The sequence below is a fragment of the Streptomyces sp. NPDC003011 genome (assembly GCF_053591515.1).
The window spans coordinates 1-26323 of record NZ_JBSFTY010000074.1 but is presented as its reverse complement, the minus strand read 5'-3'; the positions used below and the strand labels follow the sequence as shown (position 1 = coordinate 26323).

Below are 26323 nucleotides of genomic sequence, written 5' to 3'. Positions count from 1 at the left end.
GCCGGCACGACCGGACGCGGCCGCTGACGTGACCCCGCCTGGGCGAGGCACATCACCGGCAGCGCGGCCCTCGCGGCGCCGCACAGCAGACGGCAGACGGCAAACAGCAGGCAGCAAGCCGGCAGGCGGCGTCGCAGACCGCGGTACGCGTCCTCGTACGCGCCCCGCTCTCCCGCGCTGCGCCTGACGGGTGAGCGGGGCGCGGTGCCCGTGTCCGGCACGGGCCCGTAGGCGTTGCTGTAGGCATGATCTCAACACGACGTATCGTCGCCGCCGTGGGTCTCGCCGTCGGGGTCACCGGCCTCGCCGCCCCCCTCGCGAGCGCGGCCGGCACGGCCGCCCCGAGCTCCGGCCGGCTCAGCCCCGTCAGCACGCTCGACTCGCTCGTGGTGAGCGGCATCCCCGCGGAGCACAAGGCGGACATTCCTCAGGTCGCGCCGCAGTTGACCCAGCTCAAGCGCCTCAACGACCTGAACCAGCTGCAGCAGATCACCGGCCTGGTCGCCCCGGTCACCGGTCTGCTTCCCGGTATCCGCTAGACCCGCGCACCGTCGAGGGCCGCCCGTCACCGGGCGGCCCTTCGCGTTTCCGCGTTTCCGCGTTTCCGCGTTCTCGCGTTCTCGCGTTCTCGCGTTCTGCGGAGGTGCGGGGGGCGCGGATTCGCCTGCGCCGCGGCGACTGCGTGGGCCGGCGGGACGGCGCCGGGGCGGCCGCGGTCAGTCGGCCGTCGCGAGGAACTGCGTCGCCGCCAGTTCCGCGTACAGCGGGTCGGCGCCCACCAGTTCGCGATGCGTGCCGACCGCTCGTACCCGGCCCGCGTCCATCACCACGATCCGGTCGGCCATCGTCACCGTGGACAGCCGGTGCGCGACGACCAGGACCGTCGTCGTCCGGGCCACGTCCGCCACCGTGTCCCGCAGCGCCGCCTCGTTCACCGCGTCGAGCTGGGAGGTCGCCTCGTCCAGGAGCAGCAGCCGGGGGCGGCGCAGCAGGGCGCGGGCGATGGCGACCCGCTGGCGTTCGCCGCCCGACAGCCGGGTGCCGCGGTGCCCCACCAGGGTGTCCAGTCCAGCGGGGAGGCGGGCGACCAGACCGTCCAGCCGGGTCGTCTTCACCACCCGGGTGACGGCGTCCTCGTCCGCGTCCGGATGGCCGAGCACCAGGTTGTCCCGCAGGGATCCCGACAGGACCGGCGCGTCCTGCTCCACGTACCCGATCGAGGACCGCAGGTGGGACAGCTCCCAGTCGGCGAGGTCGCGGCCGTCGAGGGTGATCGTGCCGGACTCGGGGTCGTAGAACCGCTCGATGAGTGAGAAGACGGTGGTCTTGCCCGCGCCGGACGGGCCGACGAACGCGGTCATGCCCTGCGCGGGCACGGTGAACGTCACCCCGTGGTGGACGTACGGCAGGTCGTCGGCGTACCGGAAGCGGACGTCGGTGAAGGCGACCGCGGCGGGCCGCGCGCCGGGGGAGGGCAGCGGCGCGGGCAGGGCCGCCGGCTCGGACGGCAGCCGCAGTGCCTCCTGGATGCGGGCCAGGGCCGCCGCGCCGGTCTGGTACTGGGTGATCGCGCCCACGACCTGCTGGATCGGCGACATGAGGTAGAAGACGAACAGCAGGAACGCCACCAGCGTGCCCACGTCGATGGCTCCGGTCGCCACCCGCGCCCCGCCGGCCGCCAGCACCGTGATGAACGCGATCTGCATGGCCAGCCCCGCCGTGTTGCCCGCCGCCGCCGACCACTTGGCGGCGCGCACGCTCTGCCGCCACGACTCCTCGGCGGCCGCGTGCAGCGTCCGCTCCTCACGGTGCTCCGCGCCGGACGCCTTCACCGTGCGCAGCGCGCCGAGGATCCGCTCCAGGGAGGCGCCCATCACCCCGACCGCGTCCTGCGCCTGCCGGCTCGCCCGGTTGATGTGCGGCACGATCACCCCGAGGACGACGCCCGCCCCGACGATCACCGCCATCGTGACCCCGAGCAGCACCGGATCCACCAGGCCCATCATGACCACCGTCGCGACCAGGGTGAGCCCGCCGGTGCCCAGGCCCACCAGCGAGTCGGTGGTGACCTCGCGCAGCAGGGTGGTGTCCGAGGTGATGCGGGCCATCAGGTCGCCCGGCTCGGTGCGGTCCACGGCCGCGACGCGCAGCCGCAGCAGATACGAGGACAGGGTGCGCCGCGCGCCGAGCACCACCGACTCCGCGGTGCGCCGCAGCACGTACGAACCGAGCGCCCCCAGTGCCGCGTTGGCGGTCACCAGGGCGGACATGACGACCAGCGCGCCGGTGATGGTCCGGTCGTGCGACAGGTCGTCGATCAACTCCCGTGCCACCAGCGGCAGCATCAGCCCGGTGGCGCCGGTGAGGAGCGAGAGGGTGGCGCCCGTCAGCAGGGCCCACCGGTGCGGTCGTACGTACCCGAGGAGCAGCCGCCACGTGGGCGGGGCGGTCTCCGTGCTGGCGTTGCTCACGGCACTCCTTCGGACCTGCGGCGGGCGGAGCCCTCAGGCTACGTCGGCGCCCTCCCCGGATGCCCGCCGGTTCTCGGGGCTCCGGGCACCGCCCGGGGCGGGGAGGCGCCCCGGTGACCCGGGCAGCGGGCAGCCGACGCGGGGTGATCCCGCCCGTTACCGATCAGTCACGCGTAGGGTCGCCTCAGGAACGGACACGGGATGACGAGAGGGGCCGACCTCATGGCGCAGGAAGTACGCGGCGTGATCGCACCGGGCAAGGGCCTGCCGGTGCGGGTGGAGACGATCGTCGTGCCCGATCCCGGCCCGGGCGAGGCCGTGGTGCGGGTGCAGGCCTGCGGGGTGTGCCACACCGACCTGCACTACAAGCAGGGCGGGATCAGCGACGACTTCCCCTTCCTGCTGGGGCACGAGGCCGCGGGCGTGGTCGAGGCGGTCGGCGACGGGGTGAGCGATGTCGCTCCCGGGGACTTCGTGATCCTCAACTGGCGTGCGGTGTGCGGCAGGTGCCGGGCGTGCCTGCGCGGGCGGCCCTGGTACTGCTTCGACACGCACAACGCCGGTCAGAAGATGACCCTGACCGACGGCACCGAGCTGTCCCCGGCGCTGGGCATCGGCGCGTTCGCGCAGAAGACGCTGGTGGCGGCCGGGCAGTGCACCAAGGTCGACCCGAACGTGGCGCCGCAGGTGGCGGGGTTGCTGGGCTGCGGGGTGATGGCCGGGATCGGTGCCGCGATCAACACCGGTCAGGTCGGCCGTGGTGACACGGTCGCGGTGATCGGCTGCGGTGGCGTCGGCGACGCGGCGATCGCCGGGGCGGGCCTGGCGGGCGCTGCGAAGATCATCGCGGTCGACATCGACGAGCGGAAGCTGGAGACGGCGCGGACGATGGGCGCCACCCACACCGTCAACTCCCGCGAGACCGACCCGATCGAGGCGATCCGGGAACTGACCGGCGGCTTCGGCGCGGACGTGGTGATCGAGGCGGTCGGCCGCCCGGAGACCTACCAGCAGGCCTTCTACGCCCGGGACCTGGCCGGCACGGTCGTCCTCGTCGGCGTCCCCACCCCCGAGATGAAGCTCGAACTGCCCCTGCTGGACGTCTTCGGCCGCGGCGGAGCGCTGAAGTCGTCCTGGTACGGCGACTGCCTGCCCTCCCGCGACTTCCCGATGCTGATCGACCTGCATCTGCAAGGCCGCCTGGATCTGGGCGCGTTCGTGACCGAGACGATCGAACTCACCGACGTGGAGAAGGCGTTCGAACGCATGCATGACGGCGACGTACTGCGTTCGGTGGTGGTGCTGTGATGGGCGCCCGCATCGAACGCCTCGTCACCTCCGGCCAGTTCAGCCTCGACGGCGGCACCTGGGACGTCGACAACAACGTGTGGATCATCGGCGACGACCACGAGGCGATCGTGATCGACGCGGCCCACGACGCCGACGCCATCGCGCAGGCGGTCGGCGACCGTCGACTGACGGCGATCGTGTGCACGCACGCCCACAACGACCACATCGACGCCGCGCCCGCCCTGGCCGAGCGCACCGGTGCCACGATCTGGCTGCACCCCGACGACCTGCCGCTGTGGAAGCAGACCCACCCCGACCGCGACCCCGACGCCTGGCTGCGGGACGGCCAGGTCATCGAGGCCGCCGGCGCCGATCTGCGCGTCCTGCACACGCCGGGGCACGCGCCGGGCGCGGTCTGCCTCCACGATCCTGGACTGGCCACCGTCTTCACCGGTGACACGCTCTTCCAGGGCGGTCCCGGGGCCACCGGCCGCTCCTACTCCCACTTCCCCACGATCATCGACTCGATCCGCGACCGCCTGCTCGCCCTCCCGCCCGAGACGAAGGTCCTCACCGGGCACGGCGACCCCACGACCATCGGTGCGGAAGCCCCGCACCTGGAGGAGTGGATCGCCCGCGGCCACTGAGGGACCGGGCCTCACGACCCCGGCCCGGTCGTGCGCGTCCATGGGGTGGGCGAGGGGTGGGTGTCCCGCGCGTCCGCGGGGTGGGCGTCCCGGACCGCACCGGGCGGGAAACCGCGCGCGGCCGGGTGACCCCGAACAAAAGGCGACAGAGGATGTCCGGCTTACCCGCCATGCTCGGAGCAACAACCGGGCACACGGGAGGTCGGACATGTCACAGCCGTTGCAGGACAAGGTCGCACTGGTCGCGGGGGCGACCCGCGGAGCCGGACGCGGCATCGCGGTGGAGCTCGGCGCGGCCGGCGCGACCGTCTACGTCACCGGCCGCTCCACCCGGGCCCGCCGTTCCGAGTACGACCGCCCCGAGACCGTCGAGGACACCGCCGACCTCGTCACCGCGGCGGGCGGCCACGGCATCGCCGTACCGACCGACCACCTCGACCCGGCTCAGGTCCGTACGCTCGTCGACCGCATCGCCGACGAGCAGGGCCGGCTCGACGTCCTCGTCAACGACATCTGGGGCGGGGAGAAGCTCTTCGCGTGGGACACCCCCGTCTGGGAGCACGACCTCGACAAGGGGATCCGGCTCCTGCGGCTCGCGGTGGAGACGCACGCGATCACCAGCCACCACGCCCTGCCCCTGCTCCTGCGCCGGCCCGGCGGGCTGGTGGTCGAGATGACCGACGGCACCGCCGAGTACAACCGCGACACCTACCGCGTCAACTTCTTCTACGACCTCGCCAAGGCGTCCGTGCTGCGCATGGCGTTCGCCCTCGGCCACGAGATCGGGCCGCGCGGCGCCACCGCCCTGGCGCTGACCCCGGGCTGGCTGCGCTCGGAGATGATGCTGGAGGTCTACGGGGTGCGGGAGGACAACTGGCGCGACGCCCTCGACCGCGTCCCCCACTTCGCCATCTCCGAGACACCGCGCTATGTCGGCCGCGCGGTCGCCGCCCTCGCCGCCGACCCCGACGTGGCGCGTTGGAACGGCACGTCCCTCTCCAGCGGCGGCCTCGCCCCGGTGTACGGCTTCACCGACCTGGACGGCAGCCGCCCGGACGCCTGGCGGTACCTCGTGGAGGTGCAGGACGCGGGGAAGCCGGCGGACACGACCGGGTACCGGTGACGGTCAGGTCCGCAGTCACGGTCAGGTCCGCTCCGACGCCGGCAGCGGCCAGTGGGCCGCGTGGCCGGGGGGCAGCGCCAGGTCGTCCCGTACGGCCGCGTAGTAGCCCGCGCGTCCGGCGCGCTGCCGCTCCAGCAGGGCCTGCCACGCCGCCGGGTCGCGCCGCTCCTCGCGCAGGAACCGCTCCATCTCCAGCACGGTGACCACCCACGTCCGGGCCCGCTCCACCACCTCCGGACTGCCCAGCAGGATCAGCGCCTCCCCGGCCGGGTCCCGGGCGACGGTGGCCTCCGCCATCAGCGCCGCCGCCTCCTCGGGGGACAAGGGGTGCGGATGCGGATCGTTGCCGAAGTGGGCGGCGACCCGGTACGTCAGCGTCACCGACCGCTTGAGCGCCCGCGCGTAGTCGGCGTACACGGCGAGCCTGCGCTCCTCCCAACGCGCGGCCCGCTCACGGCTGAAGCGGGCCCGGTCACTGCGCACGATGGCGACGTACGAGCCGAGCGCGCCGATCACGACGCCGATGAGGGCGGGGAGTTGCTGCAGGAACGTGGACATGGACGCACGGTAGCCGCCCGGGTGATCGTCGCGGCACTCCCGTCGACCCCCTGACGGACACGACGCCCCCGTCAACGGCCTCCAGGACTTCGGCCTCCCGCGACGTGTCCTGGATCACAGGCACCACGCTCACCGTCGACGGCGGCCTCACCGCGGTCGACGCGGGCCCTCCGTGCCGCGGTGGACCGGCTCGGCACCGATGCCTGACAGCGACGGCACGGTGTCGAATGTCACCGTTTCGTCGCAGGGCGGACAGCGCTACAACCGAATACCCCGGGCACCGGTCTAGCTGGCAGACATCGAGGACCGCAGGACCGGGTGAAGGGGAATGACCATGGGGGACATACGCAGACGGGGTGCCGTCGTACTGGGGATCACCGGCCTGGTGGCACCGCTCGCACTCGCGCTGGGCACCACGCCCGCGCAGGCCGCGAGCTGCACCACACAGACCGGGCCGTACCAGAAGCAGGTGGAGAAGTTCCTCGGCCGGCCGGTCGACGGCAAGCAGTCCACCGCCGACTGCAAGGCCATCCAGGCCTTCCAGACCAAGCACGGCATCACCCCGAACGCCGGGTACGCGGGTTCCGTCACCTGGGGCGTGATGAACCTCATGAACAAGCAGAAGGCCGTCGGGACGAATCCCAACAAAGACGGCAAGTGCCCGGTGAACAAGGGCCGTATCGCCTGCGTGAACCTGACCCTCCAGCTCAGCTGGATCCAGGACGGCGACAAGCTCGTCCACGGCCCGGTCCCCGTGCGCACCGGCCGCGACGGCTACGAGACCCGCACCGGCCTGAAGAAGATCTACTGGCGCAACATCGACCACGTCTCCAGCATCTACGACGTGCCGATGCCCTACGCCCAGTTCTTCGACGGCGGCCAGGCCTTCCACTCGGTGGGCCTCAGCATGTGGAACCCGCCGGGTTCGCACGGCTGCGTCAACATGACCAAGACCACCGCCAAGAAGTACTGGTCGCTGCTGAAGAACGGCGACGACGTCTTCGTGTACGGCCGCAAGCCGGGCACCTGACAGGGCCACCCGGCCCGCCCGCGCCCCTTCTAGCGGGGCGCGTCCCCGAAGTCAGGGATCTCCAGCCTGGCCCCGCCCCGCCGCGCGGACTCGTGCGCGACGATGCCCGGCAGGGTGTAGCGGGCCGCCACCCACGCGTTCACCGACGGCAGCGACCCGGTGGTGACGGCGGTGACGAAGTCGTCCACCAGGAAGTGGTGGCTGCCCTCGTGCCCGTTGTGGAGGTGGTCGAACTCCCGCGGCAGCCGCGACCGGTCGTGCACCGGCGCCGAGCCGGAGGTGAAGGCGGCCCGCAGGTCCGGCGCGATGTGCTGGAGCGACGGATCGTCGGGAGACATCGTGGGTTTCGGCTCCAGCAGCTCGCTGATGTCCTTCACCCCCTTCTTGTCCTGCCACAGGGCGACCGTGGCGAGCTGCTCCATGCTCGCCTCGGTACCGAAGAACCTGAAGCGCGACTCCCGGATGTGGGAGGGGTAGCCGACCCGCCGGAACTCGTTCGTACGGAACGCTCCGCCGCCCGCCACCTCGAACAGCGCGGTCGCGTTGGAGACGTCGTTGCCGAACTGGCTGACGTCCTTGTCGAAGACGCCGTCCCCGCGGTCGTCGGTCACCCCGATCGCCGACACGCTCACCGCGTGCGTCTGCCAGGCGCCCAGCACCCCGCCCACCGCGTGCGTCGGGTACAGCAGTGGGGGATAGCTGGCGGTCGCCTTCCAGTTCTCGCCGCCGCTGTACCGGTACGCCTCGTAGAACCCCAGGTCCATGTCGTGGACGTAGTCGCCCTCGGCGTAGAAGAGCCGCCCGAAGGCGCCCTCGGCGATCTGGTTGCGGGCGTGCACGGTCGCCGGGTTGTACTGGCTGGTCTCGCCCATCATGTACGTCAGCCCGGTCGCCCTGACCGTGTCGATGATCTCCGCGATCTCCTCGGCGGTGATCGCCATGGGGACCGCGGAGTACACGTGCTTGCCGGCCTTCAGGCCCTGGACGACCAGCGGGCCGTGGGTCCAGCGCTGGGTGAAGACCGCGACCGCGTCGACGGCCTTCGACTCCAGCATGGCCTCGTACGACGGGAAGGTGCCCGTGAGGCCCTCGGCGGCGGCCAGCCGCTCGGCCCGTTCGGGGAGCAGGTCGGTGACGTGCACGTCACCGACCCCGGGATGGGCCAGGAACAGCTTGGCGAACTGGCCCGAGAACTGCCCGGCGCCGACGATGCCGAGAGAGAACGTCATGGGTGGCGTGCCCTTCACTGGTGGGGTGACTGGTCGAGTGAATGGTGGAGTGACTGGTCGCATCACTGGCCGAGAACGCGGTTGATCTGGCTGTTGGTCTCATCGAGGCTGCTCACCGGCTTGCCGTTGCCGTAGATGTCCTCCATGGCCGGCTGCATGAGCGCGGTCACGTCCGCCGCGTAGGTGGTGATCGGGTAGGAGAAGGTCCGGAAGGCCCTTTTGTCGGCCACGGGATCGGTGAACGCCGAGACGTCGATGCCCTTCGCCTTGTACGCGGCGATGGCGGCCCCGGTGCCGGCCGGGGTGGCGGGGAAGACGACCCCGTACCCGCCGACGACCCTCTGGCAGGCGTCCGAGGCCAGGTACGCCACCCACATGCGGGCGCCCGCCTTGTTCTTCGAGCCCTTGGTGAGGGAGTCGGCGAGGCCGTTCATCATCGTGGCGCGCTGGCCGGTCGGGCCGACGGGGGTGACGGCGGTCCTGATGTCCCTGCCCTTGAAGCCGTCGTACGTGGAGATCATCCAGGCCCCGTCGAAGGCGGCGGCGGCCGTGCCCGCGGCGATCTGGGAGTTGGCCTGGTTGGACTGCACGTTGTAGTCGGAGAAGGGGACCATGTATCCCTTCTCCGCCAGGCCGAAGTACCACCGGATGACGGCCTGGAAGGTCTCGCTGTCGTACTGGTACTCCGTGCCCCAGCGCGCCTTGTCCGTGTAGTCCCAGCCGGCGGAGGCGGTGAAGGGGCTCCACTGTGTCTGGCCGTCGCCGTAGCCGCCGCCGTTGCTCGCCAGCCCGTACACCTCGACGTTGTTCCTGTCGAAGCCGGGCTCGTCGCCCCGCCTGCCGTTCTTGTCGACGGTCAGGCGGGCGATGGCCTTCTCGAAGGTGCCGCCGTCCTTCGGGTTCCAGGAGAGGCTGTTGAGCTTTGCCGCGCCGAGACCGGCGTCCTTCGCCATCTTCCCGTTGTAGAAGAGCGCGACGGTGTCCCAGTCCTTCGGGGCGCCGTAACGGTGGCCGTCCTGGCCGATCCAGTTGGCGGCGAGGCCCGGCTGGTAGTCGGCGTCCTGGATGCCCAGGTCGTCGAGCGGCTCCAGCACCGACAGGTCGGCGAACTGGCCGAACTTCTGGATGTGGTCGGTGAACACGTCCGGCTGGGTGCCCGCGATGAACCCGGCGGTGAGCTTGGTCCAGTAGTCGCTCCAGCCCAACTGGGTGATGTTCACCTTCAGCCGGGGGTTCTCCTTCTCGAACCCCTTCGCGCAGGCCTGGTAGGCGGGCAGCTGGTTGGCGTCCCACAGCCAGTACGTCACCGTGTTCGCGGACGCCCCGGCCGAGTCGCCCGTCGCGCAGCCGGACACCAGGGACAGTGCCAGCGCTGCGGTCAGCGCGGTCGGCGTACGAAGTCGCATCAGAAGTCCCTCACTTGATCCCGGTGAAGCCGATGGAGCTGACGATGCGGCGGGCGAAGCAGGCGAAGAGCACCAGCATCGGCAGCGCGGCGATCAGCGTCGCCGCCGAGAGCCCGGACCAGTCGACGCCGGTTGCCGGGGTCTGCGCCCGGAAGATCGCCAGCGCCACGGTCAGCACCCGCGAGCCGTCGCTGTAGGAGACCATCAGCGGCCAGAAGTAGTCGTTCCAGGAGGTGATGTACGTCAGCACGGACAGCGTGACGACCGGCGTGGACGCCATCGGCAGGATCACCCGGAAGAAGACCATGACCTTCCCGGCGCCGTCGAGCAGCGCCGCCTCCTCGACCTCGCGGGGGATGTTCATGAAGAACTGACGCAGGAAGAACACCGCGAACGGGGTCATGAAGAGGCTGGGCAGCGCGATCCCGAACAGCGTGTCCACCAGGTGCAGTTGCTTGATCAGCACGAAGTTCGGCAGCAGCGTGAAGATGGTCGGCACCATCAGCCCGGCCAGGAACAGGCCGAACACCTTGTCCCGGCCGCGCCAGCGCAGTCGCGCGAAGGCGTAGGCGGCCATCGCCGAGAAGAAGATCTGACAGCCGGTGATCAGTGTCGAGACGAGCACCGAGTTGAGCAGATAGCGCCAGAAGTCCAGCCCGCCGCCGGCGCCGCCCTGCGCGATCGCCTCCTCGGCGGACTGCGCCCCGAGGGCCCGTTCGAAGCCGCTGGTGCCGAGGCCGACCGGCAGCGGGTCGGCGGGGTCGGCGGTCAGCCCCGCGTTGGTGGAGAGCGCGGTGCGCAGGATCCAGTAGAAGGGGAGCAGGGTGATGAGCACGATCAGGCCCATCACGGTCCAGGCGGCGATCCGGCCGGCGGAGAACCTGCGCCCGCCCGGCCGGACCGCGGTCGTTGGCGATGACGGTGTCGTCACGGCAGCCACGGTGAACTCCTTCCGTCAGCCGAGGTCGCTCTGGCCGGCCCGGGTGAGCCGGTACTGCAGGACGGTGATCGCGCTCAGCACGACGAGCAGGGCGACGGACATCGCCGAGGCGTAGCCGAACTGGAAGCGGCCGAACGCGGAGCCGTAGATGTAGTACTGGAGCACGTTGGTCGCGTTCGCCGGTCCGCCCGCGGTGGTCACCGCGACGGTGTCGAACACCTGGAACGAGCCGATCACGGTCATGATCAGCACGACCGCCAGCACCGGCCGCAGCAGGGGCAGGGTGATCCGCCAGAACATCCGCCACTCGCTCGCGCCGTCCACCTTGGCCGCCTCGTACATGTCGCCGGGGATCGCCTGAAGACCCGCGAACAGCAGCAGCGCGGTGTAGCCGACGTGCCGCCAGACGTTGATCAGCGCGATGGTGGGGATCGCCCAGGTCTCGTCCGCGAGGAACGGGATGCGGTCGAAGCCGACGGCCGTGATGATCTCGTTGCCGATGCCGAGCTGGGTGTCGAGGATCCACAGCCAGACGAGACCGGCGACGACGTTCGACATCAGGTACGGGGTGAGCACGATGCCGCGCAGCAGCGCCGACTGCGTCAGCCGCTGGAGCAGTACGGCCATGGCGAGCGCCGCGACCGTCTGTACCCCGATGTTGATGACCACGTACTCGACCGTGACGGTGAGCGAGTCCCAGAAGATCGGATCGTGGACCATCCGCGCGTAGTTGTCGAGGCCCACCCACTCCGCCGGCGTGAGCAGGTTGAAGCGGGTGAAGCTCAGGTAGACGCCCCGCAGGGTCGGCCAGAGCAGGAAGACCACGAACCCCAGGAACGCCGGCGCGAGGAACACCGCGGCCAGCCGCCCGTCCCCCCGGCTCTCACCCGCTCCCGTCGGGTCCGTCCCCGACGTGGTCGGTGCCCCTTCGGCGCCGCCCAGGGGCAGACGCGACGGAGGGCTGCTGGAGGCGATGGTCATCGGGAGACTCCCTCGTCCGCTGCGACTCGTCCTCGGCCCCGCTTACTTTTGAGGCGGAAGAATCCCTGCGTCAAGGGGCGTGCGACCATCTTTTCCTGGGGCTTAGCGGGTCCTATGGTGGGAGTGTTGTTTTCATGGTGAAAAAAATTCGGGGGTCCGACGTCCATGACCGCAGGTGCCAACTGGCTTCCACTGAGCCCCGGAGAGCGCTCCGTGGCGATCGAGGTGCTCGTCCACGGCCCGCTGTCGCGCACGGAACTCGCGCGCCGGCTGGACCTGTCGCCGGGCAGTCTCACCCGGCTGTCCAAGCCGCTGATCGAGTCCGGCCTGCTGATAGAGGTCCCCGAGGCGGGCTCCCCGGCGGAGGCGCGCCAGGGGCGCCCCTCCCAGCCCCTCGACGTCGTCGCCGAGTCCCGCTCCTTCCTCGGCTTCAAGATCACCGAGGACACGGTCTACGGCGTCGTCACCACGCTCCGGAGCGACATCGTCGCCCGCCATGACCGCCCCCTCACCACCCACGAGCCCGCCCGCGTCGCCGGCCTGCTGGCCGAGATGGCCGACGAGCTCGCCCGCGAGCACCCCCGCCCCCGGCTCGCCGGGATCGGGATCGGCGTCGGCGGCCTGGTCCGGGACCGGACCGTGGTGGGGGAGTCCCCGTTTTTGAACTGGCGCGAGGTCCCGCTGGCCGCGCTCGTCGAGGAACGCACCGGGCTCCCGGTGGTCGTCGAGAACGACGTCGCCGCCCTGGTCGAGGCGGAGACCTGGTTCGGCGCCGGGCGCGGCCTCGACCGCTTCGTCGTCCTCACCATCGGCGCCGGCATCGGCTACGGCCTCGTCCTGGGCGGCACCCGCGTGCCCTACGCCGAGGAGGACCGCGGCTTGGGCCGCCACTGGATCGTGAACCCCAACGGCCCGCTCACCCCCGACGGCGAGCGCGGCAGCGCCGTCTCGCTGCTCACCATCCCCAGCATCCGCTACCAGGTCCACGCCGCCACCGGCCGTGACCACACCTACGAGGAGATCCTCGCCCTGGCCGCCGCCGCGCAGCCCATGCCCGCCCGTGTCATCGACGAGGCCGCGCGCGCCCTCGGCGTCCTGGTCGCCCAGATCGCCAACTTCGTCATGCCGCAGAAGATCCTGCTCGCCGGAGAGGGCGTCGGTCTGATGGACGTGGCGGGCGAAGTGGTGGAGGACACCATCCGCGCGCACCGGCATCCGGCGGCCGCCCCGGTCGGCCTGGAGACCAAGGTGTCCGACTTCCACGACTGGGCCCGCGGCGCCGCCGTGCTGGCGATCCAGGTGCTCGTCCTCGGGGCGGCGCACGCGTGAAGTCCGGCACAGGGGTTGACAGATGGACGTGATCAGCGACACGGTCCGTTATGTCCATTTAACTCATGATTACTCACATCGCCTTCACCTACGGCGCCGTATGCTTCACATCATGTCCACCAGTGTTGAACTTGCTACCGAACGATCGGCTGACGAGGTCAACGAGGAGATCCGGGCCCTGTGGCTGCGGTCGGGCGGGACACTGAACGGCGAGCAGCGCGAGGAGTACCAGCGTCTCGTCCTGGAGTGGGCCGCCGCGGCTCCCCAGCCGGTGCAGGCGACCTGACCGATGCCTGAGGGCCACCCTCAGGCATCGGCCCGTGCTCGCGGGGCACCCCTGACCGGATGGGCCCTCTCCTCGCTCTGACCTCCGCCGTCTGCTACGGCATCGTCGACTTCGCCGGCGGTCTCCTGTCCCGCCGCGCCCATTTCGCCGCCGTCACCGTCCTCGGGCAGACCGGCGGCCTCCTGCTCGCCTGCGTGGCCGCGCTGCTGCTGCCCGCCGACGCCGTCCGCCCCGTGGATCTCCTGTGGGGCGCGCTGTCCGGCGTCGGCAGCGGCACCGCCATGCACTTCCTCAACCGCGGCCTGAGCCGCGGCGCGATGAGCGTCGTCGTGCCCGTCAGCGCGGTCACCGGCGTCGCCCTGTCCGTGCTGTGCGGAGTGCTGCTCGGGGACCGGCCCACGCCCCTGGCCTGGGTGGGCATCGCCGTCACGGTCCCCGCGCTGTGGCTGGTCTCCGGCGGCGACACCGGCTCCGGAGGGGGCGCGGCGGACGGTCTGGTGGCCAGCGCGGGCGTCGCCGTGCAGTACCTCGCCCTCGCCCAGGCCGGCCCGTCGAGCGGGCTGTGGCCGGTGGCGGCGGGCCGGGTCGCCGCCGTCCTCGTCCTGCTGCCGGGCACCGCCCGCCACACGCACCGCCTGAGGATGCCGCCGGCCCGTGCTCTCCAGGCGCTCCTGGTCGGGGCGGGGGCCGCTCTCGCCCTCGTCCTGTATCTGCTCGCCGCCCAGCGGCAGTTGCTGGCCGTCGCCGTGGTCCTGGCCTCCCTCTACCCGGCCCTCCCCGTGATCCTCGGACTCGCCCTGCTGCACGAGAAGGTCACCCCGAGACAGACGGCGGGCCTGCTGGGGGCGGCCGCGGCCACCACCCTGCTGACCCTCGGCTGAGGCGGGGCCGGGCGAGGCGGAGTCGGGCGAGGCGGGGCCGGGCGAGGCCGGCCCGAGGTGGCGGGCCGCGGGCCGGGTCAGCTCCATGTGGCCGAGTAGTACTGCCGGTACGCCTTGCGGTCCTGCTCGGCGCGGATGAACCGGGTGGCCGCCAGCGCGACCAGGCTGCCCGCGATGACCAGGAGTCCGGGGCCGACGTTCCTGCTGTCCGTGAGCCGGGACAGCAGCGCCTCCCCGGTCGCGCCGCCCGCCACCGGGCCCGACGATCCGGGTGAGGCCGCACCGGGGGAGATCGCGCTCTGCGTGGCCGAGGCGGACGGCGCCGGTGCGGCCGAGCCGTTCGCGCCCCCGGCGGCCGGGGTCGCCACGATCAGCTGGACGTCGAGGGCCGACAGCGCCTTCGTCACCGGCTGGAAGAACGTCGTGCCGCCGCTCGCGCAGTCGCCGCTGCCGCCGGAGGTCAGCCCCAGCGCGATCCCCTCGGAGAACATCGGGCCGCCGCTGTCCCCGGGTTCGGCGCACACGTTCGTCTCGATCAGCCCGGTGACGGTGCCCTCGGGATAGTTCACCGTCGCGTTCAGCGCCGTCACCTCGCCGTCGCGCAGTCCGCTCGTGCTGCCGCTGCGGAACACCCGCTGCCCGACCGCCGGATCGGCCGCCCCCGTGATCTGCACTCCCTTGCCGTTCCCGATGGCCACCACACCGGCTCCCTCGCCGGCCTCGCCGCCGGCGTACTGCACCAGGGAGAAGTCGTTGCCCGGGAAGCTCTGCGTGACCGTCTTGCCCACCTGCGCGTCGGCGCCGGAGTCCTCGAACCAGACGGAACCGGTGGGGCCGCAGTGTCCGGCCGTGAGGATGAACTCGCGCTGCCCGTCGGTCACGTTGAAACCGGCCGAACAGCGTCCGGCGGTGGACAGGATCGGCTGCGCGCCGTTGAGCCGGGTCGTGAAGGTGCCCTGGGCGCGCTCCATGCGGACGAAGCCGCCGATGCCGTCGGCGACCTCGGTCATCCGGGACCAGTCGGAGGCCGACACGGTGCTGTCCGCCCGTACCACCACCTGGTTGGTCCGGTAGTCCATGGCCCACGCAGTGCCCGCCACCCGGGGCGCCGAACGCAGCGTCGTGGTGGCCGACTTGAGCTCGTTCATGCTGTGCGGCACGACCTTCGCCTCGGCGCCCGCCCGTCGCACCACGGCCGCCGCGTCCTGGTCGGTGACCGCGACCACCGGCTTGCCGTCGGAATCCATCCAGGCGCCCGCCGTACGGGACGGTCCGAGCCGTTGGACCAGCCCCGCGCCCATGTCCCCCGCCTCCTGCGCGTAGGTGCGCGGAACGGTCGTGGTGACGGGAGGTTCACTGGCCATGGCCCGCGTGACCATGGTCCCTCCCAGGAGGAGGCCGCCGACGGCCGCCAGCCGCGTCACTCGCCGGACGACCCGTCGTCGTGCGTGCCTCATGCATGGCTCCCGAACCCGAAATCACGGCAACACCGCGGGGGGCTCTCGTGGTTGAGCACCCTCCTTCCATACGCGCGCGGAGGCGGGGGCGTTCACGGCAGGGAGGTGATCTCTCCTCGTCCGCCGAGGCCGGCCGCCGCCCGACCCCACCCGACCCCGCCCGTCGTCAGTCGCGTCACTCGGCGCCACCCGGAGCCCGTCGGCCGGCACCGGCCTCCGTCCCGTCCGTGTCCCACGGCCACCGCAGCCCCTTATCTTGTGGCCATGACCAGGATCCCGCACGAACCGTCCGGTGAACCGAACCCCCTGCGCGCCCTGACGCTCGACCGCCTCCGTCGTCGTACGAGCATGAAATGGCGCACGTATCCCGAGGACGTCCTGCCGCTGTGGGTGGCCGAGATGGACGTACCGCTCGCCGAACCCGTCGTCCGCGCGGTCACCGACGCGCTCGCGCTCGGGGACACCGGCTACCCCGCGGGCACCGCGTACGCCGAGGCGCTCGCCGCGTTCGCGGACAAGCGGTGGGGCTGGAGCGGGCTCGCGGTGGAACGTACCGCGATCGTGCCCGACGTGATGCTCGGCGTCGTGGAGATGCTCAAGCTGGTCACCGGGCCCGGCGACGCGGTGGTGGTGAACCCGCCCGTGTACCCGCCGTTCTTCCAGTTCCTGGCGCACATGGACCGGCGGGTGGCCGAGGCCCCGCTGGGCGCCGACGGGCGCATCGACCCCGGCACCCTGGAGGAGACCTTCCGGCAGGCGGCGGCGGGCCGGCGGCGGGCCGCCTACCTGCTGTGCAGCCCGCACAACCCGACCGGAACCGTGCACACCGCCGGTGAACTGACCGCCGTCGCCGCGCTCGCCGACCGGTACGGCGTACGCGTCGTCGCCGACGAGATCCACGCGCCGGTCGTCGCCTCGGGCGTGGAGTTCGTGCCGTACCTCAGCGTGCCCGGCGGGGAGAACGGCCTGTCGCTGATGTCGGCGACCAAGGCGTGGAACCTGCCGGGCCTGAAGGCCGCGCTCGCCGTCGCGGGACCCGGGGCCGCCGCCGACCTCGCCCGGCTGCCGGAAGAGGTCGGCCACGGCCCGAGCCACGTCGGCGTCCTCGCCCACACCGCCGCGCTGCGCGAGGGCGTCCCCTGGCTGGACGCCCTGCTCGCCGGCCTGGACCAGAACCGGCGTCTGCTGGCCGACCTGCTCGCCGCCCGCCTTCCCGCCGTCACCCACCGCCCCGCGGACGCGACCTACCTCGCCTGGCTCGACTGCCGAGCGCTCGGCCTCGGTGACGATCCGGCGGACACCTTCCTGCGCCGTGGCCGGGTGGCCCTCAGCCCCGGCACCGACTTCGGCACCGGCGGCGCGGGGCACGTACGTCTGAACCTGGCGACCTCGCCGGAGATCCTTGAGGAGGGCGTACGGCGGATGGCGGCGGCGCTCGACTGAACGCGACCGGCTCCCACCGGGCCTACGCGGGGTGCTGCTGCGGCGGATGGCTGCCTAGACTCCGGCCATGGACCACACGGCGTTGCAGCGGCTCGGCTCGGGCAAGTACCTGCTCCTCACCAGCTTCCGGAGGAACGGCACCCCGGTCGCCACCCCGGTGTGGGTGGTGCGCGACGGTGACGCGCTCGGGGTGTGGACGGTCGCCGACTCATGGAAGGTCAAACGCATCCGGGCGCGCGGTGACGTCCTCGTCGGCCCCTGCGACGCACGGGGGAACCCGACCGGCGACCAGCATCCCGCCACCGCGGAGATCACTGACCCGGCCACCGCCGCCCGCTACCGCGAGCTGATCGCCCGCAAGTACGGCATCCTGGGCCGCCTCACCCTCGTCGGCAGCAGGCTGCGCCGAGGACGGAACGGGACCGTCGGGATCCGCGTGACCCTGTGAGACAGGGGGCACGGGCCGACGTCGACTGTGCATCGCCAATGTGCCAGGTGTGACGGAGTGGTGACGTGGACTGCGTGACGTGGACTGCCTTGCCGCTGAGGGCGGTGGAGGGCGATGGACGTCCCGTCAGCTCCAGGCGCGGTACGGCTCGTCGACCAGCTGGAAGACCGGCTCGCCCCGGACCGGGTCCTGCGCGGTGGACAGCCGTACCCGGTCCCCGCTGTGAATGCCGACGGGCGGGCCCATGACCCGGCCGCGCACCACGAAGCCCTCCGCCATCTCGATCAGTGACACATTGCGCGCGGCGGGGGTGTTGCGGTGCACCACCGTGGAGTGGCGGACCGTTCCGGTGCCCGCGCTGCGCTCCGTGCGCAGATCACCGCCCTGGCAGACCGGACACAGCAGCCGGTGGTACATGGCGGTGCCGCACCAGGTGCAGCGCTGGTAGTGCAGGGCCTCCGCGTCGGCGCTCCGCAGGCCAGGGGCCCTGGACTCCAGGAGGCCCGCCGCGGAACCGGCTGACTGACGAGCAACGCTTCCTGAGGGGTGGTACACGCTGGTCAACTCCCTGCACTCGGCCGGAATCCCGCGTGCGCGGGTCACCGTGCACGCACGTGCCCGGTTCGCCGTGCCACCGTGCACGGCCACAGCGTATGGCACTGAGTGTCACTCGTAAAGGCACTCCGTACCCCTTCTTGGCTCAGTCGCGGCCCAGTGCGGTCTCGATCTCCTGGACCACCCGCCACAGCGGAGCCCCCCGCCGGGAGACGACGACCACCACGTCCTGAGGCCGCTCCGTGACGGGCCGGGCCGGATCCGCGCCGAAGGCGGACTGCACGTACCCGAGGGCGCGGTCCACGGTGGCGCTCGCGTCGCCCTGTCCGTCCGAGCGCAGCCACGAGCGCAGCGCGTTGTTGTGCGCCGCGACCACGGCGGCGGCGATCACGTCGGCCCGCAGGGTGCCTTCGTGCCGGCCCGCGAACCGCGTCCGCAGGTACGCGGCGAGGGCGCGTTCGTACCGCCACACCACGGACAGCTCGTACGCGCGCAGGCCCGGCACGCTCTTGGTGAGGCGGTAGCGCTGGACGGAGAACGTGGGGTTCTCGGCATACATCCGCAGCACCAGCCGGGCCGCGTCGCAGACCCGCTGCACGGGTTCGTCCGAGTCGTCGCCGGCGGCCAGGAAGCGGGTCATGTCGGCCAGGCAGCGCTCGTGGTCGGGGAAGACCACGTCCTCCTTGGAGGGGAAGTAGCGGAAGAACGACCGGCGGCCGACACCGGCGAGCGCCACGATGTCGTCGACGGTGGTCTGCTCGTACCCCCGCTCCAGGAACAGCCGGAAGGCCGCCGCGACGAGCGCGTCCCGCATGGGCGGCTTCGCGGGCGCCGCCTCGGCCTTCCCGGCCTTCTTGGCTCCCTCCGCCTTCTCGCCGCGACGGGGGGACGCACCGCTGGAGCTCATGGACGGGAACGTAGCACCTGGCCGGGGCCCGTGGCACTCGGTGCAGCCCGCAGAGGGAACTGAGTGCTTCGGCTCGACCGGGGAGGCGGTCGCTGAACTCCTCGGGCGGCGGACGCGTATCCCCTCTCGGGGAAGGCCGGAGGTCCCCGGGGAAAGGGGACGGAGGGAGAGCACCATGCCGACACCGCCCGACCGGGAGCAGCCCCACGACGGCCCGCCTCTGCAACCGATCCGTGTGCTGCGCCCGCGCCGCACCGACGCCCTGGCCGAGTTGATCAGGGAGTACCAGGAGCAGAACGGCCACTACTACGAGACGGTGGAGGTGCCCGCGTCACCGCCCCGGGCCGAGGAGGAGACCCAGGAACTGCCGCCCGTCGCCACCGGCCGGCGCCCGACCCCGGCTCCCGCCTCGGCTTCGGCTCCCGCCTCGGCTCCCGGCGACGCTCCCCGCGGCCGGTCGCGCGGCCTGCGTCGGACCGCCGTCGCGGGAGCCGTCACCGCCGCCGCCCTGGTCGGCTTCGGCTGCGCGTTCCTGCTGCAAGGCCGCAGCGACGCGACCGCCGCGTCCGCTCCCTCGGCGCCCGCGGCCACGTCCGCCGGCTCCGGCCCGTCCGCCTCGCCCGCCCCCTCCGCCCCGGCCGGCGCGGCCGACCCCGACGGCCCCGGCACCCTTCGGGAGGGAGCCGCCGGCCCCGAGGTGACCGACCTTCAGCAACGCCTGCTGCGCATCCCGGACGTCTACGACCACGGCTCGGCCAGCGGCCGTTACGACGCGACCCTGACCGAGGCGGTGGCCCGCTTCCAGCTCTGGTACGGCATCCGCGGCGACGAGAGTGGCGTCTACGGCGACGACACCCGGCTCGCCCTGGAGTCCCGTACGGGCGGCGGAGGGTGACGGTTCGTTCCCGTCGGCGCACGTCACTTCGCCCGGCGTGGGTACCCGGACCGCGCTGAACCGCGGACCGGCACCGGCCGCGGGTGACGAACGGACGGGAGTGGAGTGGACATGGGGGACATCGACGCGTTCATCGGGCGGCTGAACCCGGACATGTGTGTGGTGACCGTCGCCGCGGACGGTGAGCGGTCCGGCTGTCTGGTCGGCTTCTCCTCCCAGTGCGCCATCCAACCCCCGCGGTACATGGTGTGGTTGTCCAAGATGAACCACACCTACGGGGTGGCACGGACCGCCCGGCACCTCGCCGTGCATCTGCTCACCCGCGAACAGCGGGAAATGGCCGAGTTGTTCGGCTCCCGCACCGGTGACGACACCGACAAGTTCGCCCACGTCCGCTGGCGGCAGGGCCCGGAGGGGGCCGCGGTCCTGGCGGACGCGGCGGCCTGGTTCGTCGGCTCGATCGCGCTGCGCATCGACGCGGGCGACCACGTCGGGTACGTCCTCGACCCGGTGGCGGGCGGCGGGCGAGAGGACACGGACGGCGTACCGCTGCTGCGGCTCGACGACGCCGGCGACATCCCGGCCGGTCACCCGGCCGACTGACATCACGCCCCCGCACTCGAACACGGGGCAACGTGTCGGGAAAGTGACGGTGTCGCCGGGGCGCCGGCCGCCAGCATGGGCAGCCCCTTCCCAGGGGTTGTGAACCTCCTGAACCGAAGGCCACGCCGATGAGCGGCTCCCGTATCCCGGGCCTGGTGCTGCCCGCCCTCTTCCTGCTGGCCCTGGTCGTGGGCCTGGTCTGGTACTGGAGGCATCGCGGAGACGACTGAACCACCCGCCGGCAAGGCGGGCGACGCCCGTCACTCCGGCTCGTCGGGCACCCGGATGTCGAGGGTGCCCGTCACTCCGGCTCGTCGGGCACCCGGATGTCGAGGACGCAGACGTCGTCCCGCCGCTCACTCTCCAACAGGGTGGCCAGCAACGGCCCCAGGAAGCCCGGCCCGTCCGCGTGGTGGGCCACGGCAGCCTCGGCGAGCCGCTCCAGGCCGCGGTCGATGCCCTCCACGGGCCGTTCCACCAGTCCGTCCGTGTACAGGATCAGCCGGTCGCCCGGCTCCAGAGGACACTGCGCCTCCTCGTAGACCGGCGCGGAGTTCGCCCCGAGCAGTATCCCGCGCGGCCGGTCGAGGAAGCGCGCCTCGCCGTCACGCAGCAGCAGTGGCGGCGGATGGCCGGCCTGCGCCCACACCAGCCGGTGTTCGTCCCGGACGTAGCGGGCCAGCACCATGGTCGCGGTGGCGTGCGAGTCCCGGGAGTGCAGCAACAGCGCGTTGAGCCGGGCCAGCGCGCCCGTCAGCGACGATCCGGTGATCACCATGCCCTTCGCGGTGAAGCGCAGCTGGGCCATCGTGGCGACGGCGTCGATGCCGTGACCGGCGACGTCACCGACCACGAACAGGGCGTCCCCGTCGGGCAGCTCGATGGCGCTGAACCAGTCTCCGCCGACGTGCAGGCCCGACTGGGCGGGCAGATAGGCGACCTCGACCCGCAGCCCGGCCGGCCGCACCGGCCGGGTGGGCAGCGGCAGCAGCGCGTGCTGCAGCCGGGCGGCCAGCGTCCGCTCCGCGCGCAGCACGCCGTGCTGGGTCAGGATCTCCTGCTCGCTCTCCACCAGCGCGAGCTCCGCGCTGCGCTGCGCGGTGAGGTCCTGGACGAAGCCGTGCACCTCGACAGGAGTGCCGTCGACGTCCGTCACCGCCTCGGCGACGGCGCGCAGATGCCGGATCCCGCCGCCCGCCCGGATCCGGAACGGCAGGTCGAACGGCCGCCCCGCGTGCAGGAGTTCGCGGATGGCGCGGGCCAGTGCGGGCGCGTCCTCGGGCAGTGTGTGGCCGGGCAGGTCGGCGAGGAGGATCGGCCCGTGTGCGGGGTCCCGGTCGAAGATGGCGAAGACCTGGGAGGACCAGCCGTCCTCGTGGGTGACCAGGTTCCAGTTCGCCCAGCCCAGGTTGCCCAGCCGCTGCACGTCCGCCAGCCGCTGCTCCTGCCGGTCCGAGGACTCGCACCGGATCCAGGTGACGACCAGTCCGCCGCCCAGCCGGGCCGCCCGTATGGAGAACAGGGAGAGCTGCGCGGTACCGGCGACGACCTCCTGGTGGGCGAACGGATCGCCCTCGTACGGCTCGCCGGTGGCCAGGGTGCGCAGGCAGCCCTGCCACAGCTCCTCGTCCGCCATGGCGGGGAAGCACTCCAGGATCCGGCGGCCGACCAGTTCGCCGCCCGTCCGGCCGACGATGTCGACCGCCTGTGCCGTCGCGGCGTCGATCCGGTAGTCCTCGACCTCTCCCGACAGCGTCCGCAGCGGCGTCAGCAGCATGGCCGCGCCCGGCAGCGACCCGAGGACTGCCTGAGCGGCGTCGTCCGTGCCGCCGCCGCCCGGGTCCCGGCGGGTGCCGAACGCGCGCAGCCGGCCGGCGCACAGCCGGGTCACCGCCCGCAGCAGCTGCCGGACCGGCGGGCTGAACGGACCGCCACGGGTACGCAGGACGCCGATGCAGACGTCGGCGGTGTCCCCGGCCGGCACGGGCAGCCAGGCACGCGAGTGCCAGCGCCGGGGCGGATCCCCGATGAGCAGATACCGCTCCCGGTCCGCGTCGATGTCCTCCAGCCAGCGCGGCTCCCGCGCGCGGAGCGCGTCCAGTGCCGCGATCCCGCTCAGCGGCGGCACGTGACACCACTGCGCGGCCAGGGTGTCGTCGATACCGGCGTGCCCGATCAGTTCGAGCCCTCCGGCGGGCAGCCGCCGGTAGAGCATGACCGCGTCGGCCTCCACCTCCGCGGCGAGGTGCTCCAGCAGGCACTGGGCGAGTTCCTGCGGGCTGCCGACCCGGACCAGGGCCTCGCCGAGGCGGCCCAGCGCGGCGAAGCCGTCGTTCTCCGTGCCACCGGCCTCAGCCGTGCCGCCGGCCTCGGCCGTGTCCCGGCCGGCCGGGATCCCGGTCCCGGCGGGATCGTCCGGTGACGGGCCGGGCACGGCGATGACGGAGCGGGGCTCCCGCACGGCGGCGCGCAGCGGGGGCACCAGCGTGCCGAGGGTGATCCAGCACTCCTCCAGCAGCGTGCGGTTCGCGGCCTTGGCCCGCTGGAGCAGCTCTTCGCCCGCCGCGTCCGGGGTGCACCCGGTCAGGGCCATCAGCGCGCCCTTGGCCCGTTCCACGACGGCCGATGTCGCCACCTGGCTCCGCAGCCGGTCCATCTCGGCGCGCTGCCGGGCGACGACTTTGGCCAGCGCGGCCACGTCGGGCGCGGCGCCGGGCTCGGCGGGGCTGGCGGGCTCGCTCGTCACGCGATGAGCATCGCACAACGGACCCGGTCGGTTCGCGGGCTTGTCCCCGCATATCGCACGCACCGGTGAACATGGACGTCGCCGGTCGCGGCCGGACCCGCCGGTCCGCCACCCGGGCGCCTCAGGGGTCAGGGCGAGGGGAACAGCCAAAGCCAAAGCCGCAGCCGCAGCCGCAGCCGTAGCAGGCGGCTCAACGACGGCATCACCGGATCGTCAGCACGGGCAGCGGCACGGGCAGCGGCACCAACGGGAACACCGCGGCGCGCGACGGCAGCGGACGGGCGGTGGTGGAGGGCGTCACCAGCCACTGGATCATCGACGTGAGCGGAGAGGCGCTCAGGAAGGTGGTGAGCGCCATCTGGGCCGGAACCCCGGTGTCAGCGGCCGTGACCGTGCTCGACGAGGGCCTGCGTGACCGCCCGGACGCTCCGGGCGATGTGCTGCAGTTGCAGGACCTCGGCGGCGTACAGCTTGATCGTGTGCTCGATGACCGCCTCGTGCAGGCCCAGTCCGGGAAGATCGGCGCGGGCCGTCTGCAGGGCGGTGCGGGCGACCCGGATCTCGTGCTGGACCTGGATCTGGGCGTGCCGGGCGAGCAGCACGGGGTGCCGGATCAGCGCCGGATAGCCGGCGTAACGCGCCGGCACCAGTTCACGCAGCCACTTGGTCGCCGAGCGTTCCCAGTCATAGGTTCCGGGGGTCTTGACCTGGCAGGGCCAGTCCGGGCCGATGCGCGGGGTGGTCCGCGTGGTCGTCAGGGGCATGGTCATCGCTTCCGGGTGTGCGGCGTCGAGGGGGAGGGTCCGACGGGGCGGCGCGGCCCCGGTCCAGGGGATGACCGGGGCCGCCACGGGCGCTCGCGCAGGCGATGCCCGTCCGGACACCTGGGGCGCCGACGCGGGCAGGAGACGGCGGCTTCGGGTGTCCGTGCAGGTGCCCGCGGTACCGGACGGTGCCCGCGCGGCGGATGGTGCGGTGTGCGCATGGGCGGACCGTCGGCTTTCTGCGGGCGGAGGGGGGAGGGGGAGGGGGAGGGGCAGTGCGGGAGGGGACGGGGGTACGGGGGGTGGGGAACGCGTCCCGTAACGGCTCGGGTGGCATCCGTGAGCAGTATTTATATATGCCGTCCGCTTTGCAAGAAGCATGAAAACATTCATGCGCGATATGGGGCGGATGATCCCATTGTGTTCCGATGGCCGGGGGTGCGGCTCAGTCCCGCAGGAAGAACTGGTGCTGGTCGGAGATCTGCTCGTACTCCTCCAGCCGGGCCTGGGTGCGCTCCGGGTCCGCGTCGGTCATCGCCTGGAGCAGCGCGGCGGCCATCACCCCGGGGGCCGCGTAGGAGTCGAAGACCAGGCGGGAGCCGGTGCCGGTGGCGAACACGGCGTCCGCCTCGTCGGCCACCGGGCCGAGCGCCAGATCGGTGATCAGCGCGACCCGCAGACCGGCGCTGCGCGCGACCCGCACGGCGGTCAGGGTCTCCTGGGCGTGCCGGGGCATGGAGAACGCCAGCACCCAGGTGCCGCCGGCCTCCCGTGACTGCAGGAGCGCGTCGTACGCGACGCTGCCGCCCCGCGTCACCAGCCGCACGTCCGGATGGACGCGGCGTGCCGCGTAGGCGAAGTACTCGGCCAGGGACGCCGAGATGCGCAGGCCGAGGACGGTCAGCGGGGTCGACCGGGAGAGTTCGCGGCCGACGCCGATGACCCGGTCGGGATCGACGAAGTCCCGGCGCAGGTTCTCCAGGTTCTCGATCTCGGCGTCGACCGCCGCCTGGAGTTCGTTGCTTGCGTTCTCCTCCGCCGCCGCGGGGCCGCCGGCGAGGGTGCCGAGCGCGATCGACTGGAGCTTCTCCCGCAGCGAGGGGTAACCGCTGAAGCCCACCGCCGCAGCGAACCGCGTCACCGAGGGCTGGCTGACGCCGACGCGTTCCGCGAGATCGGTGATCGACAGGAAGGCCGCCTCGGTGATGTGCTCGATCAGGTACTGGGCGATGCGCCGCTGCCCGGGAGACAGCCGGGGCCGGTCGAAGAGGGCCCTGAGCTGGGACGTCGGGGAGGCCTCCGTCTCCGGTGCGGTTCTTCCCGAAGTGATCGAGGATGCCTGTGCGCGTGCCTGCTGCGGCGATGGCACCGGTGCGCCTCCTTTGTCTCCCACGGAGAGTCAACATAGCCCACCCACCCCGGTGACCAGGGCTTGTGCGGTGTCATCCGGCCGCCGACGAGAAGGGGACGGATACGCGCGCTCCGGGCGGGAACCCGCTCCGGGACAACCTGTCCACCCCAACACGTCGTTCCCCGTCCTCCGACGGCGGCTGACGACAGACGAGGAGCAGCCGGGATGACCGTCCCCGAGGAGAACCGCCCCAAGACCCACACCACCGACGACCTCCTCGAACACCGGGAGGAGGACACCGGGCGCGCCCCGGGCGGCACCGGCCGCACGCTGCGGGAGGCCCTCGAAGAGGCCGAGGTGCGGCCCGACGACTTCAAGGAGCAGTGAATGAGCGCGATCAGCGCGCTGGAACGGGCGCTGGAGAACCGGTGGGAGGCGCTGTGGGCGCGCGTCGTCGACAAGGAACCCGTGGAACTCCTCGACGCGCTGCGGCGCGAGTGTGACAACAACGTGGTCGTGTGCAGCGAGACCCGGGTCGTGGTCCCCAACGCCTACGACGTCGAACTCGCCGACCACGTGCACGACGAGCTGACCCGCCGCGGCAGCCGCGTGGGCCAGGAGCTGACGGACAGTCTGCTGCGGCACGCCGAGCACAAGGGCTACGAATGGGCGGGCCCGCTCACCGTGCACATCACGCGCTCCTCGGACGTGCCCAACGGCCGTTACCGCGTGGCCAGCAGCGTGATGACCCACGTCAGCGCCCAGGGGTTCCAGCAGGCGTCCGGGTGAGCGGACGGGCGGCCGGTGATGTCGACGGCCGCAATGGCCCACCGGGCCGGTTCGCGCTCACGCGCCCGGTCCGGGCCGGCGAACCGGCCGTGCACGGCGCCGCGCTCGCGACCGTGGGAGGCACCGCGTCCCGGCTGGTCGGCGGCGCCCGGCCGGCTCCCGCCGCGGGCAGGCCGCTGGCTGGCGGCACGAGG

General features: G+C 72.4%; 28 protein-coding genes. 15 read left to right on the top strand and 13 right to left on the bottom strand.

The genetic code is table 11. The features are described 5' to 3' along the window. Positions 1-245: 245 nt before the first annotated feature. Positions 246-539: a hypothetical protein gene (locus ACWD0J_RS31050; RefSeq protein WP_451499166.1), complete on the top strand. Its 294-nt coding sequence runs from the start codon at positions 246-248 to the stop codon at positions 537-539. 177 nt (positions 540-716) lie between these two features. On the opposite strand, the gene ACWD0J_RS31045 is transcribed toward ACWD0J_RS31050, so the two are convergent. Beyond that, positions 717-2471 carry an ABC transporter ATP-binding protein gene (locus ACWD0J_RS31045; protein ID WP_451499165.1) on the bottom strand — a complete coding sequence of 585 codons (1755 nt, stop codon included), beginning with the start codon at positions 2469-2471 and terminating at the stop codon, positions 717-719. A 222-nt stretch (positions 2472-2693) separates the two neighbouring features. Between ACWD0J_RS31045 and ACWD0J_RS31040 the strand changes: the two genes are divergently transcribed. The 3 genes from ACWD0J_RS31040 (at position 2694) to ACWD0J_RS31030 (ending at position 5531) form a co-directional block, all read left to right on the top strand. Beyond that, positions 2694-3779 (top strand): S-(hydroxymethyl)mycothiol dehydrogenase, encoded by a 1086-nt coding sequence (locus tag ACWD0J_RS31040; RefSeq protein WP_451499164.1) that lies wholly within the window; start codon positions 2694-2696, stop codon positions 3777-3779. Then, positions 3779-4408, top strand: a complete 630-nt coding sequence (locus ACWD0J_RS31035; protein ID WP_451499163.1) for an MBL fold metallo-hydrolase — start codon at positions 3779-3781, stop codon at positions 4406-4408. The genes ACWD0J_RS31040 and ACWD0J_RS31035 overlap by 1 nt, the downstream gene beginning before the upstream one ends. 208 nt (positions 4409-4616) lie before the next feature. Next, on the top strand, positions 4617-5531 hold the full coding sequence (locus ACWD0J_RS31030; protein WP_451499162.1) for an SDR family oxidoreductase: 915 nt from the start codon (positions 4617-4619) through the stop codon (positions 5529-5531). Between the two features lie 21 nt (positions 5532-5552). On the opposite strand, the gene ACWD0J_RS31025 is transcribed toward ACWD0J_RS31030, so the two are convergent. Then, positions 5553-6089 (bottom strand): hypothetical protein, encoded by a 537-nt coding sequence (locus tag ACWD0J_RS31025; protein ID WP_451499161.1) that lies wholly within the window; start codon positions 6087-6089, stop codon positions 5553-5555. Between the two features lie 334 nt (positions 6090-6423). On the opposite strand from ACWD0J_RS31025, the gene ACWD0J_RS31020 reads away from it, so the two are divergent. Next, positions 6424-7119, top strand: coding sequence for a L,D-transpeptidase family protein (locus ACWD0J_RS31020; protein ID WP_451499160.1), 696 nt, complete (start codon positions 6424-6426; stop codon positions 7117-7119). Between the two features lie 29 nt (positions 7120-7148). Here ACWD0J_RS31020 and ACWD0J_RS31015 read toward each other — a convergent pair whose 3' ends face one another. From ACWD0J_RS31015 to ACWD0J_RS31000, 4 genes are all read right to left on the bottom strand, one after another. Beyond that, entirely contained in the window at positions 7149-8348 is a 1200-nt protein-coding gene (locus ACWD0J_RS31015) for a Gfo/Idh/MocA family protein (RefSeq protein ID WP_451499159.1), read from the bottom strand. Between the two features lie 62 nt (positions 8349-8410). Then, positions 8411-9754, bottom strand: coding sequence for an extracellular solute-binding protein (locus ACWD0J_RS31010; RefSeq protein WP_451499158.1), 1344 nt, complete (start codon positions 9752-9754; stop codon positions 8411-8413). A gap of 10 nt (positions 9755-9764) precedes the next feature. Next, positions 9765-10694 (bottom strand): carbohydrate ABC transporter permease, encoded by a 930-nt coding sequence (locus tag ACWD0J_RS31005; protein WP_451499157.1) that lies wholly within the window; start codon positions 10692-10694, stop codon positions 9765-9767. Positions 10695-10709: 15 nt separating this feature from the next. Further along, positions 10710-11675, bottom strand: coding sequence for a carbohydrate ABC transporter permease (locus tag ACWD0J_RS31000; protein ID WP_451499156.1), 966 nt, complete (start codon positions 11673-11675; stop codon positions 10710-10712). 165 nt (positions 11676-11840) lie between these two features. Here ACWD0J_RS31000 and ACWD0J_RS30995 point away from each other — a divergent pair, with 165 nt between their 5' ends. The 3 genes from ACWD0J_RS30995 (at position 11841) to ACWD0J_RS30985 (ending at position 14171) form a co-directional block, all read left to right on the top strand. Then, positions 11841-13004, top strand: coding sequence for an ROK family protein (locus tag ACWD0J_RS30995; RefSeq protein WP_451499155.1), 1164 nt, complete (start codon positions 11841-11843; stop codon positions 13002-13004). Positions 13005-13104: 100 nt separating this feature from the next. Continuing rightward, positions 13105-13290, top strand: a complete 186-nt coding sequence (locus ACWD0J_RS30990) for a hypothetical protein (protein ID WP_451499154.1) — start codon at positions 13105-13107, stop codon at positions 13288-13290. A gap of 59 nt (positions 13291-13349) precedes the next feature. Continuing rightward, positions 13350-14171: an EamA family transporter gene (locus ACWD0J_RS30985; protein WP_451499153.1), complete on the top strand. Its 822-nt coding sequence runs from the start codon at positions 13350-13352 to the stop codon at positions 14169-14171. A 77-nt stretch (positions 14172-14248) separates the two neighbouring features. On the opposite strand, the gene ACWD0J_RS30980 is transcribed toward ACWD0J_RS30985, so the two are convergent. Beyond that, entirely contained in the window at positions 14249-15628 is a 1380-nt protein-coding gene (locus tag ACWD0J_RS30980) for a S1 family peptidase (RefSeq protein WP_451499152.1), read from the bottom strand. Positions 15629-15892: 264 nt separating this feature from the next. Here ACWD0J_RS30980 and ACWD0J_RS30975 point away from each other — a divergent pair, with 264 nt between their 5' ends. Both ACWD0J_RS30975 and ACWD0J_RS30970 read left to right on the top strand, forming a co-directional pair. Next, a complete protein-coding gene (locus ACWD0J_RS30975; RefSeq protein ID WP_451499151.1) occupies positions 15893-17071 on the top strand; it encodes a MalY/PatB family protein in 1179 nt (392 codons plus the stop codon). A gap of 67 nt (positions 17072-17138) precedes the next feature. Further along, positions 17139-17519: a PPOX class F420-dependent oxidoreductase gene (locus ACWD0J_RS30970; RefSeq protein ID WP_451499150.1), complete on the top strand. Its 381-nt coding sequence runs from the start codon at positions 17139-17141 to the stop codon at positions 17517-17519. A gap of 126 nt (positions 17520-17645) precedes the next feature. On the opposite strand, the gene ACWD0J_RS30965 is transcribed toward ACWD0J_RS30970, so the two are convergent. Together ACWD0J_RS30965 and ACWD0J_RS30960 are read right to left on the bottom strand one after the other, a co-directional pair. Further along, positions 17646-18074, bottom strand: a complete 429-nt coding sequence (locus ACWD0J_RS30965; RefSeq protein ID WP_451499149.1) for a Zn-ribbon domain-containing OB-fold protein — start codon at positions 18072-18074, stop codon at positions 17646-17648. Between the two features lie 145 nt (positions 18075-18219). After that, positions 18220-18981 carry a TetR family transcriptional regulator gene (locus ACWD0J_RS30960; protein WP_451499148.1) on the bottom strand — a complete coding sequence of 254 codons (762 nt, stop codon included), beginning with the start codon at positions 18979-18981 and terminating at the stop codon, positions 18220-18222. 175 nt (positions 18982-19156) lie between these two features. On the opposite strand from ACWD0J_RS30960, the gene ACWD0J_RS30955 reads away from it, so the two are divergent. Then, positions 19157-19876 (top strand): peptidoglycan-binding domain-containing protein, encoded by a 720-nt coding sequence (locus ACWD0J_RS30955; RefSeq protein WP_451499147.1) that lies wholly within the window; start codon positions 19157-19159, stop codon positions 19874-19876. Between the two features lie 111 nt (positions 19877-19987). Further along, on the top strand, positions 19988-20479 hold the full coding sequence (locus ACWD0J_RS30950) for a flavin reductase family protein (protein WP_451499146.1): 492 nt from the start codon (positions 19988-19990) through the stop codon (positions 20477-20479). A gap of 301 nt (positions 20480-20780) precedes the next feature. Here ACWD0J_RS30950 and ACWD0J_RS30945 read toward each other — a convergent pair whose 3' ends face one another. The 4 genes from ACWD0J_RS30945 to ACWD0J_RS30930 all read right to left on the bottom strand — a co-directional run bounded on the left by ACWD0J_RS30945 (position 20781) and on the right by ACWD0J_RS30930 (position 25358). Then, positions 20781-23135 (bottom strand): SpoIIE family protein phosphatase, encoded by a 2355-nt coding sequence (locus ACWD0J_RS30945; protein ID WP_451499180.1) that lies wholly within the window; start codon positions 23133-23135, stop codon positions 20781-20783. Positions 23136-23427: 292 nt separating this feature from the next. Next, complete coding sequence (locus ACWD0J_RS30940; RefSeq protein WP_451499145.1) at positions 23428-23583, bottom strand: hypothetical protein; 156 nt, start codon at positions 23581-23583, stop codon at positions 23428-23430. Between the two features lie 19 nt (positions 23584-23602). Continuing rightward, the gene (locus ACWD0J_RS30935) at positions 23603-23995 is read right to left on the bottom strand and encodes a hypothetical protein (RefSeq protein ID WP_451499144.1); all 393 of its coding nucleotides are present in this window, start codon (positions 23993-23995) and stop codon (positions 23603-23605) included. Positions 23996-24434: 439 nt separating this feature from the next. Next, complete coding sequence (locus ACWD0J_RS30930) at positions 24435-25358, bottom strand: MurR/RpiR family transcriptional regulator (RefSeq protein ID WP_451499143.1); 924 nt, start codon at positions 25356-25358, stop codon at positions 24435-24437. A 207-nt stretch (positions 25359-25565) separates the two neighbouring features. On the opposite strand from ACWD0J_RS30930, the gene ACWD0J_RS30925 reads away from it, so the two are divergent. The 3 genes from ACWD0J_RS30925 to ACWD0J_RS30915 form a co-directional block, all read left to right on the top strand. Further along, the gene (locus tag ACWD0J_RS30925) at positions 25566-25727 is read left to right on the top strand and encodes a hypothetical protein (protein WP_451499142.1); all 162 of its coding nucleotides are present in this window, start codon (positions 25566-25568) and stop codon (positions 25725-25727) included. After that, positions 25728-26129, top strand: coding sequence for a DUF3662 domain-containing protein (locus ACWD0J_RS30920; RefSeq protein ID WP_451499141.1), 402 nt, complete (start codon positions 25728-25730; stop codon positions 26127-26129). After that, the coding region (locus ACWD0J_RS30915; RefSeq protein ID WP_451499140.1) for a hypothetical protein at positions 26126-26323 on the top strand (198 nt) is incomplete at its 3' end. The genes ACWD0J_RS30920 and ACWD0J_RS30915, both read left to right, overlap by 4 nt.

Bases quoted from the DNA above. Each gene is read 5' to 3' on its own strand.
- ACWD0J_RS31050 (WP_451499166.1), top strand. From the start codon at position 246: ATGATCTCAACACGACGTATCGTCGCCGCCGTGGGTCTCGCCGTCGGG.
- ACWD0J_RS31040 (WP_451499164.1), top strand. From the start codon at position 2,694: ATGGCGCAGGAAGTACGCGGCGTGATCGCACCGGGCAAGGGCCTGCCG.
- ACWD0J_RS31035 (WP_451499163.1), top strand. From the start codon at position 3,779: ATGGGCGCCCGCATCGAACGCCTCGTCACCTCCGGCCAGTTCAGCCTC.
- ACWD0J_RS31030 (WP_451499162.1), top strand. From the start codon at position 4,617: ATGTCACAGCCGTTGCAGGACAAGGTCGCACTGGTCGCGGGGGCGACC.
- ACWD0J_RS31025 (WP_451499161.1), bottom strand. From the start codon at position 6,089: ATGTCCACGTTCCTGCAGCAACTCCCCGCCCTCATCGGCGTCGTGATC.
- ACWD0J_RS31020 (WP_451499160.1), top strand. From the start codon at position 6,424: ATGGGGGACATACGCAGACGGGGTGCCGTCGTACTGGGGATCACCGGC.
- ACWD0J_RS31015 (WP_451499159.1), bottom strand. From the start codon at position 8,348: ATGACGTTCTCTCTCGGCATCGTCGGCGCCGGGCAGTTCTCGGGCCAG.
- ACWD0J_RS31010 (WP_451499158.1), bottom strand. From the start codon at position 9,754: ATGCGACTTCGTACGCCGACCGCGCTGACCGCAGCGCTGGCACTGTCC.
- ACWD0J_RS31000 (WP_451499156.1), bottom strand. From the start codon at position 11,675: ATGACCATCGCCTCCAGCAGCCCTCCGTCGCGTCTGCCCCTGGGCGGC.
- ACWD0J_RS30995 (WP_451499155.1), top strand. From the start codon at position 11,841: ATGACCGCAGGTGCCAACTGGCTTCCACTGAGCCCCGGAGAGCGCTCC.
- ACWD0J_RS30990 (WP_451499154.1), top strand. From the start codon at position 13,105: ATGCTTCACATCATGTCCACCAGTGTTGAACTTGCTACCGAACGATCG.
- ACWD0J_RS30985 (WP_451499153.1), top strand. From the start codon at position 13,350: ATGGGCCCTCTCCTCGCTCTGACCTCCGCCGTCTGCTACGGCATCGTC.
- ACWD0J_RS30980 (WP_451499152.1), bottom strand. From the start codon at position 15,628: ATGAGGCACGCACGACGACGGGTCGTCCGGCGAGTGACGCGGCTGGCG.
- ACWD0J_RS30975 (WP_451499151.1), top strand. From the start codon at position 15,893: ATGACCAGGATCCCGCACGAACCGTCCGGTGAACCGAACCCCCTGCGC.
- ACWD0J_RS30970 (WP_451499150.1), top strand. From the start codon at position 17,139: ATGGACCACACGGCGTTGCAGCGGCTCGGCTCGGGCAAGTACCTGCTC.
- ACWD0J_RS30960 (WP_451499148.1), bottom strand. From the start codon at position 18,981: ATGAGCTCCAGCGGTGCGTCCCCCCGTCGCGGCGAGAAGGCGGAGGGA.
- ACWD0J_RS30955 (WP_451499147.1), top strand. From the start codon at position 19,157: ATGCCGACACCGCCCGACCGGGAGCAGCCCCACGACGGCCCGCCTCTG.
- ACWD0J_RS30950 (WP_451499146.1), top strand. From the start codon at position 19,988: ATGGGGGACATCGACGCGTTCATCGGGCGGCTGAACCCGGACATGTGT.
- ACWD0J_RS30945 (WP_451499180.1), bottom strand. From the start codon at position 23,135: ATGGACCGGCTGCGGAGCCAGGTGGCGACATCGGCCGTCGTGGAACGG.
- ACWD0J_RS30940 (WP_451499145.1), bottom strand. From the start codon at position 23,583: ATGGCGCTCACCACCTTCCTGAGCGCCTCTCCGCTCACGTCGATGATC.
- ACWD0J_RS30935 (WP_451499144.1), bottom strand. From the start codon at position 23,995: ATGACCATGCCCCTGACGACCACGCGGACCACCCCGCGCATCGGCCCG.
- ACWD0J_RS30925 (WP_451499142.1), top strand. From the start codon at position 25,566: ATGACCGTCCCCGAGGAGAACCGCCCCAAGACCCACACCACCGACGAC.
- ACWD0J_RS30920 (WP_451499141.1), top strand. From the start codon at position 25,728: ATGAGCGCGATCAGCGCGCTGGAACGGGCGCTGGAGAACCGGTGGGAG.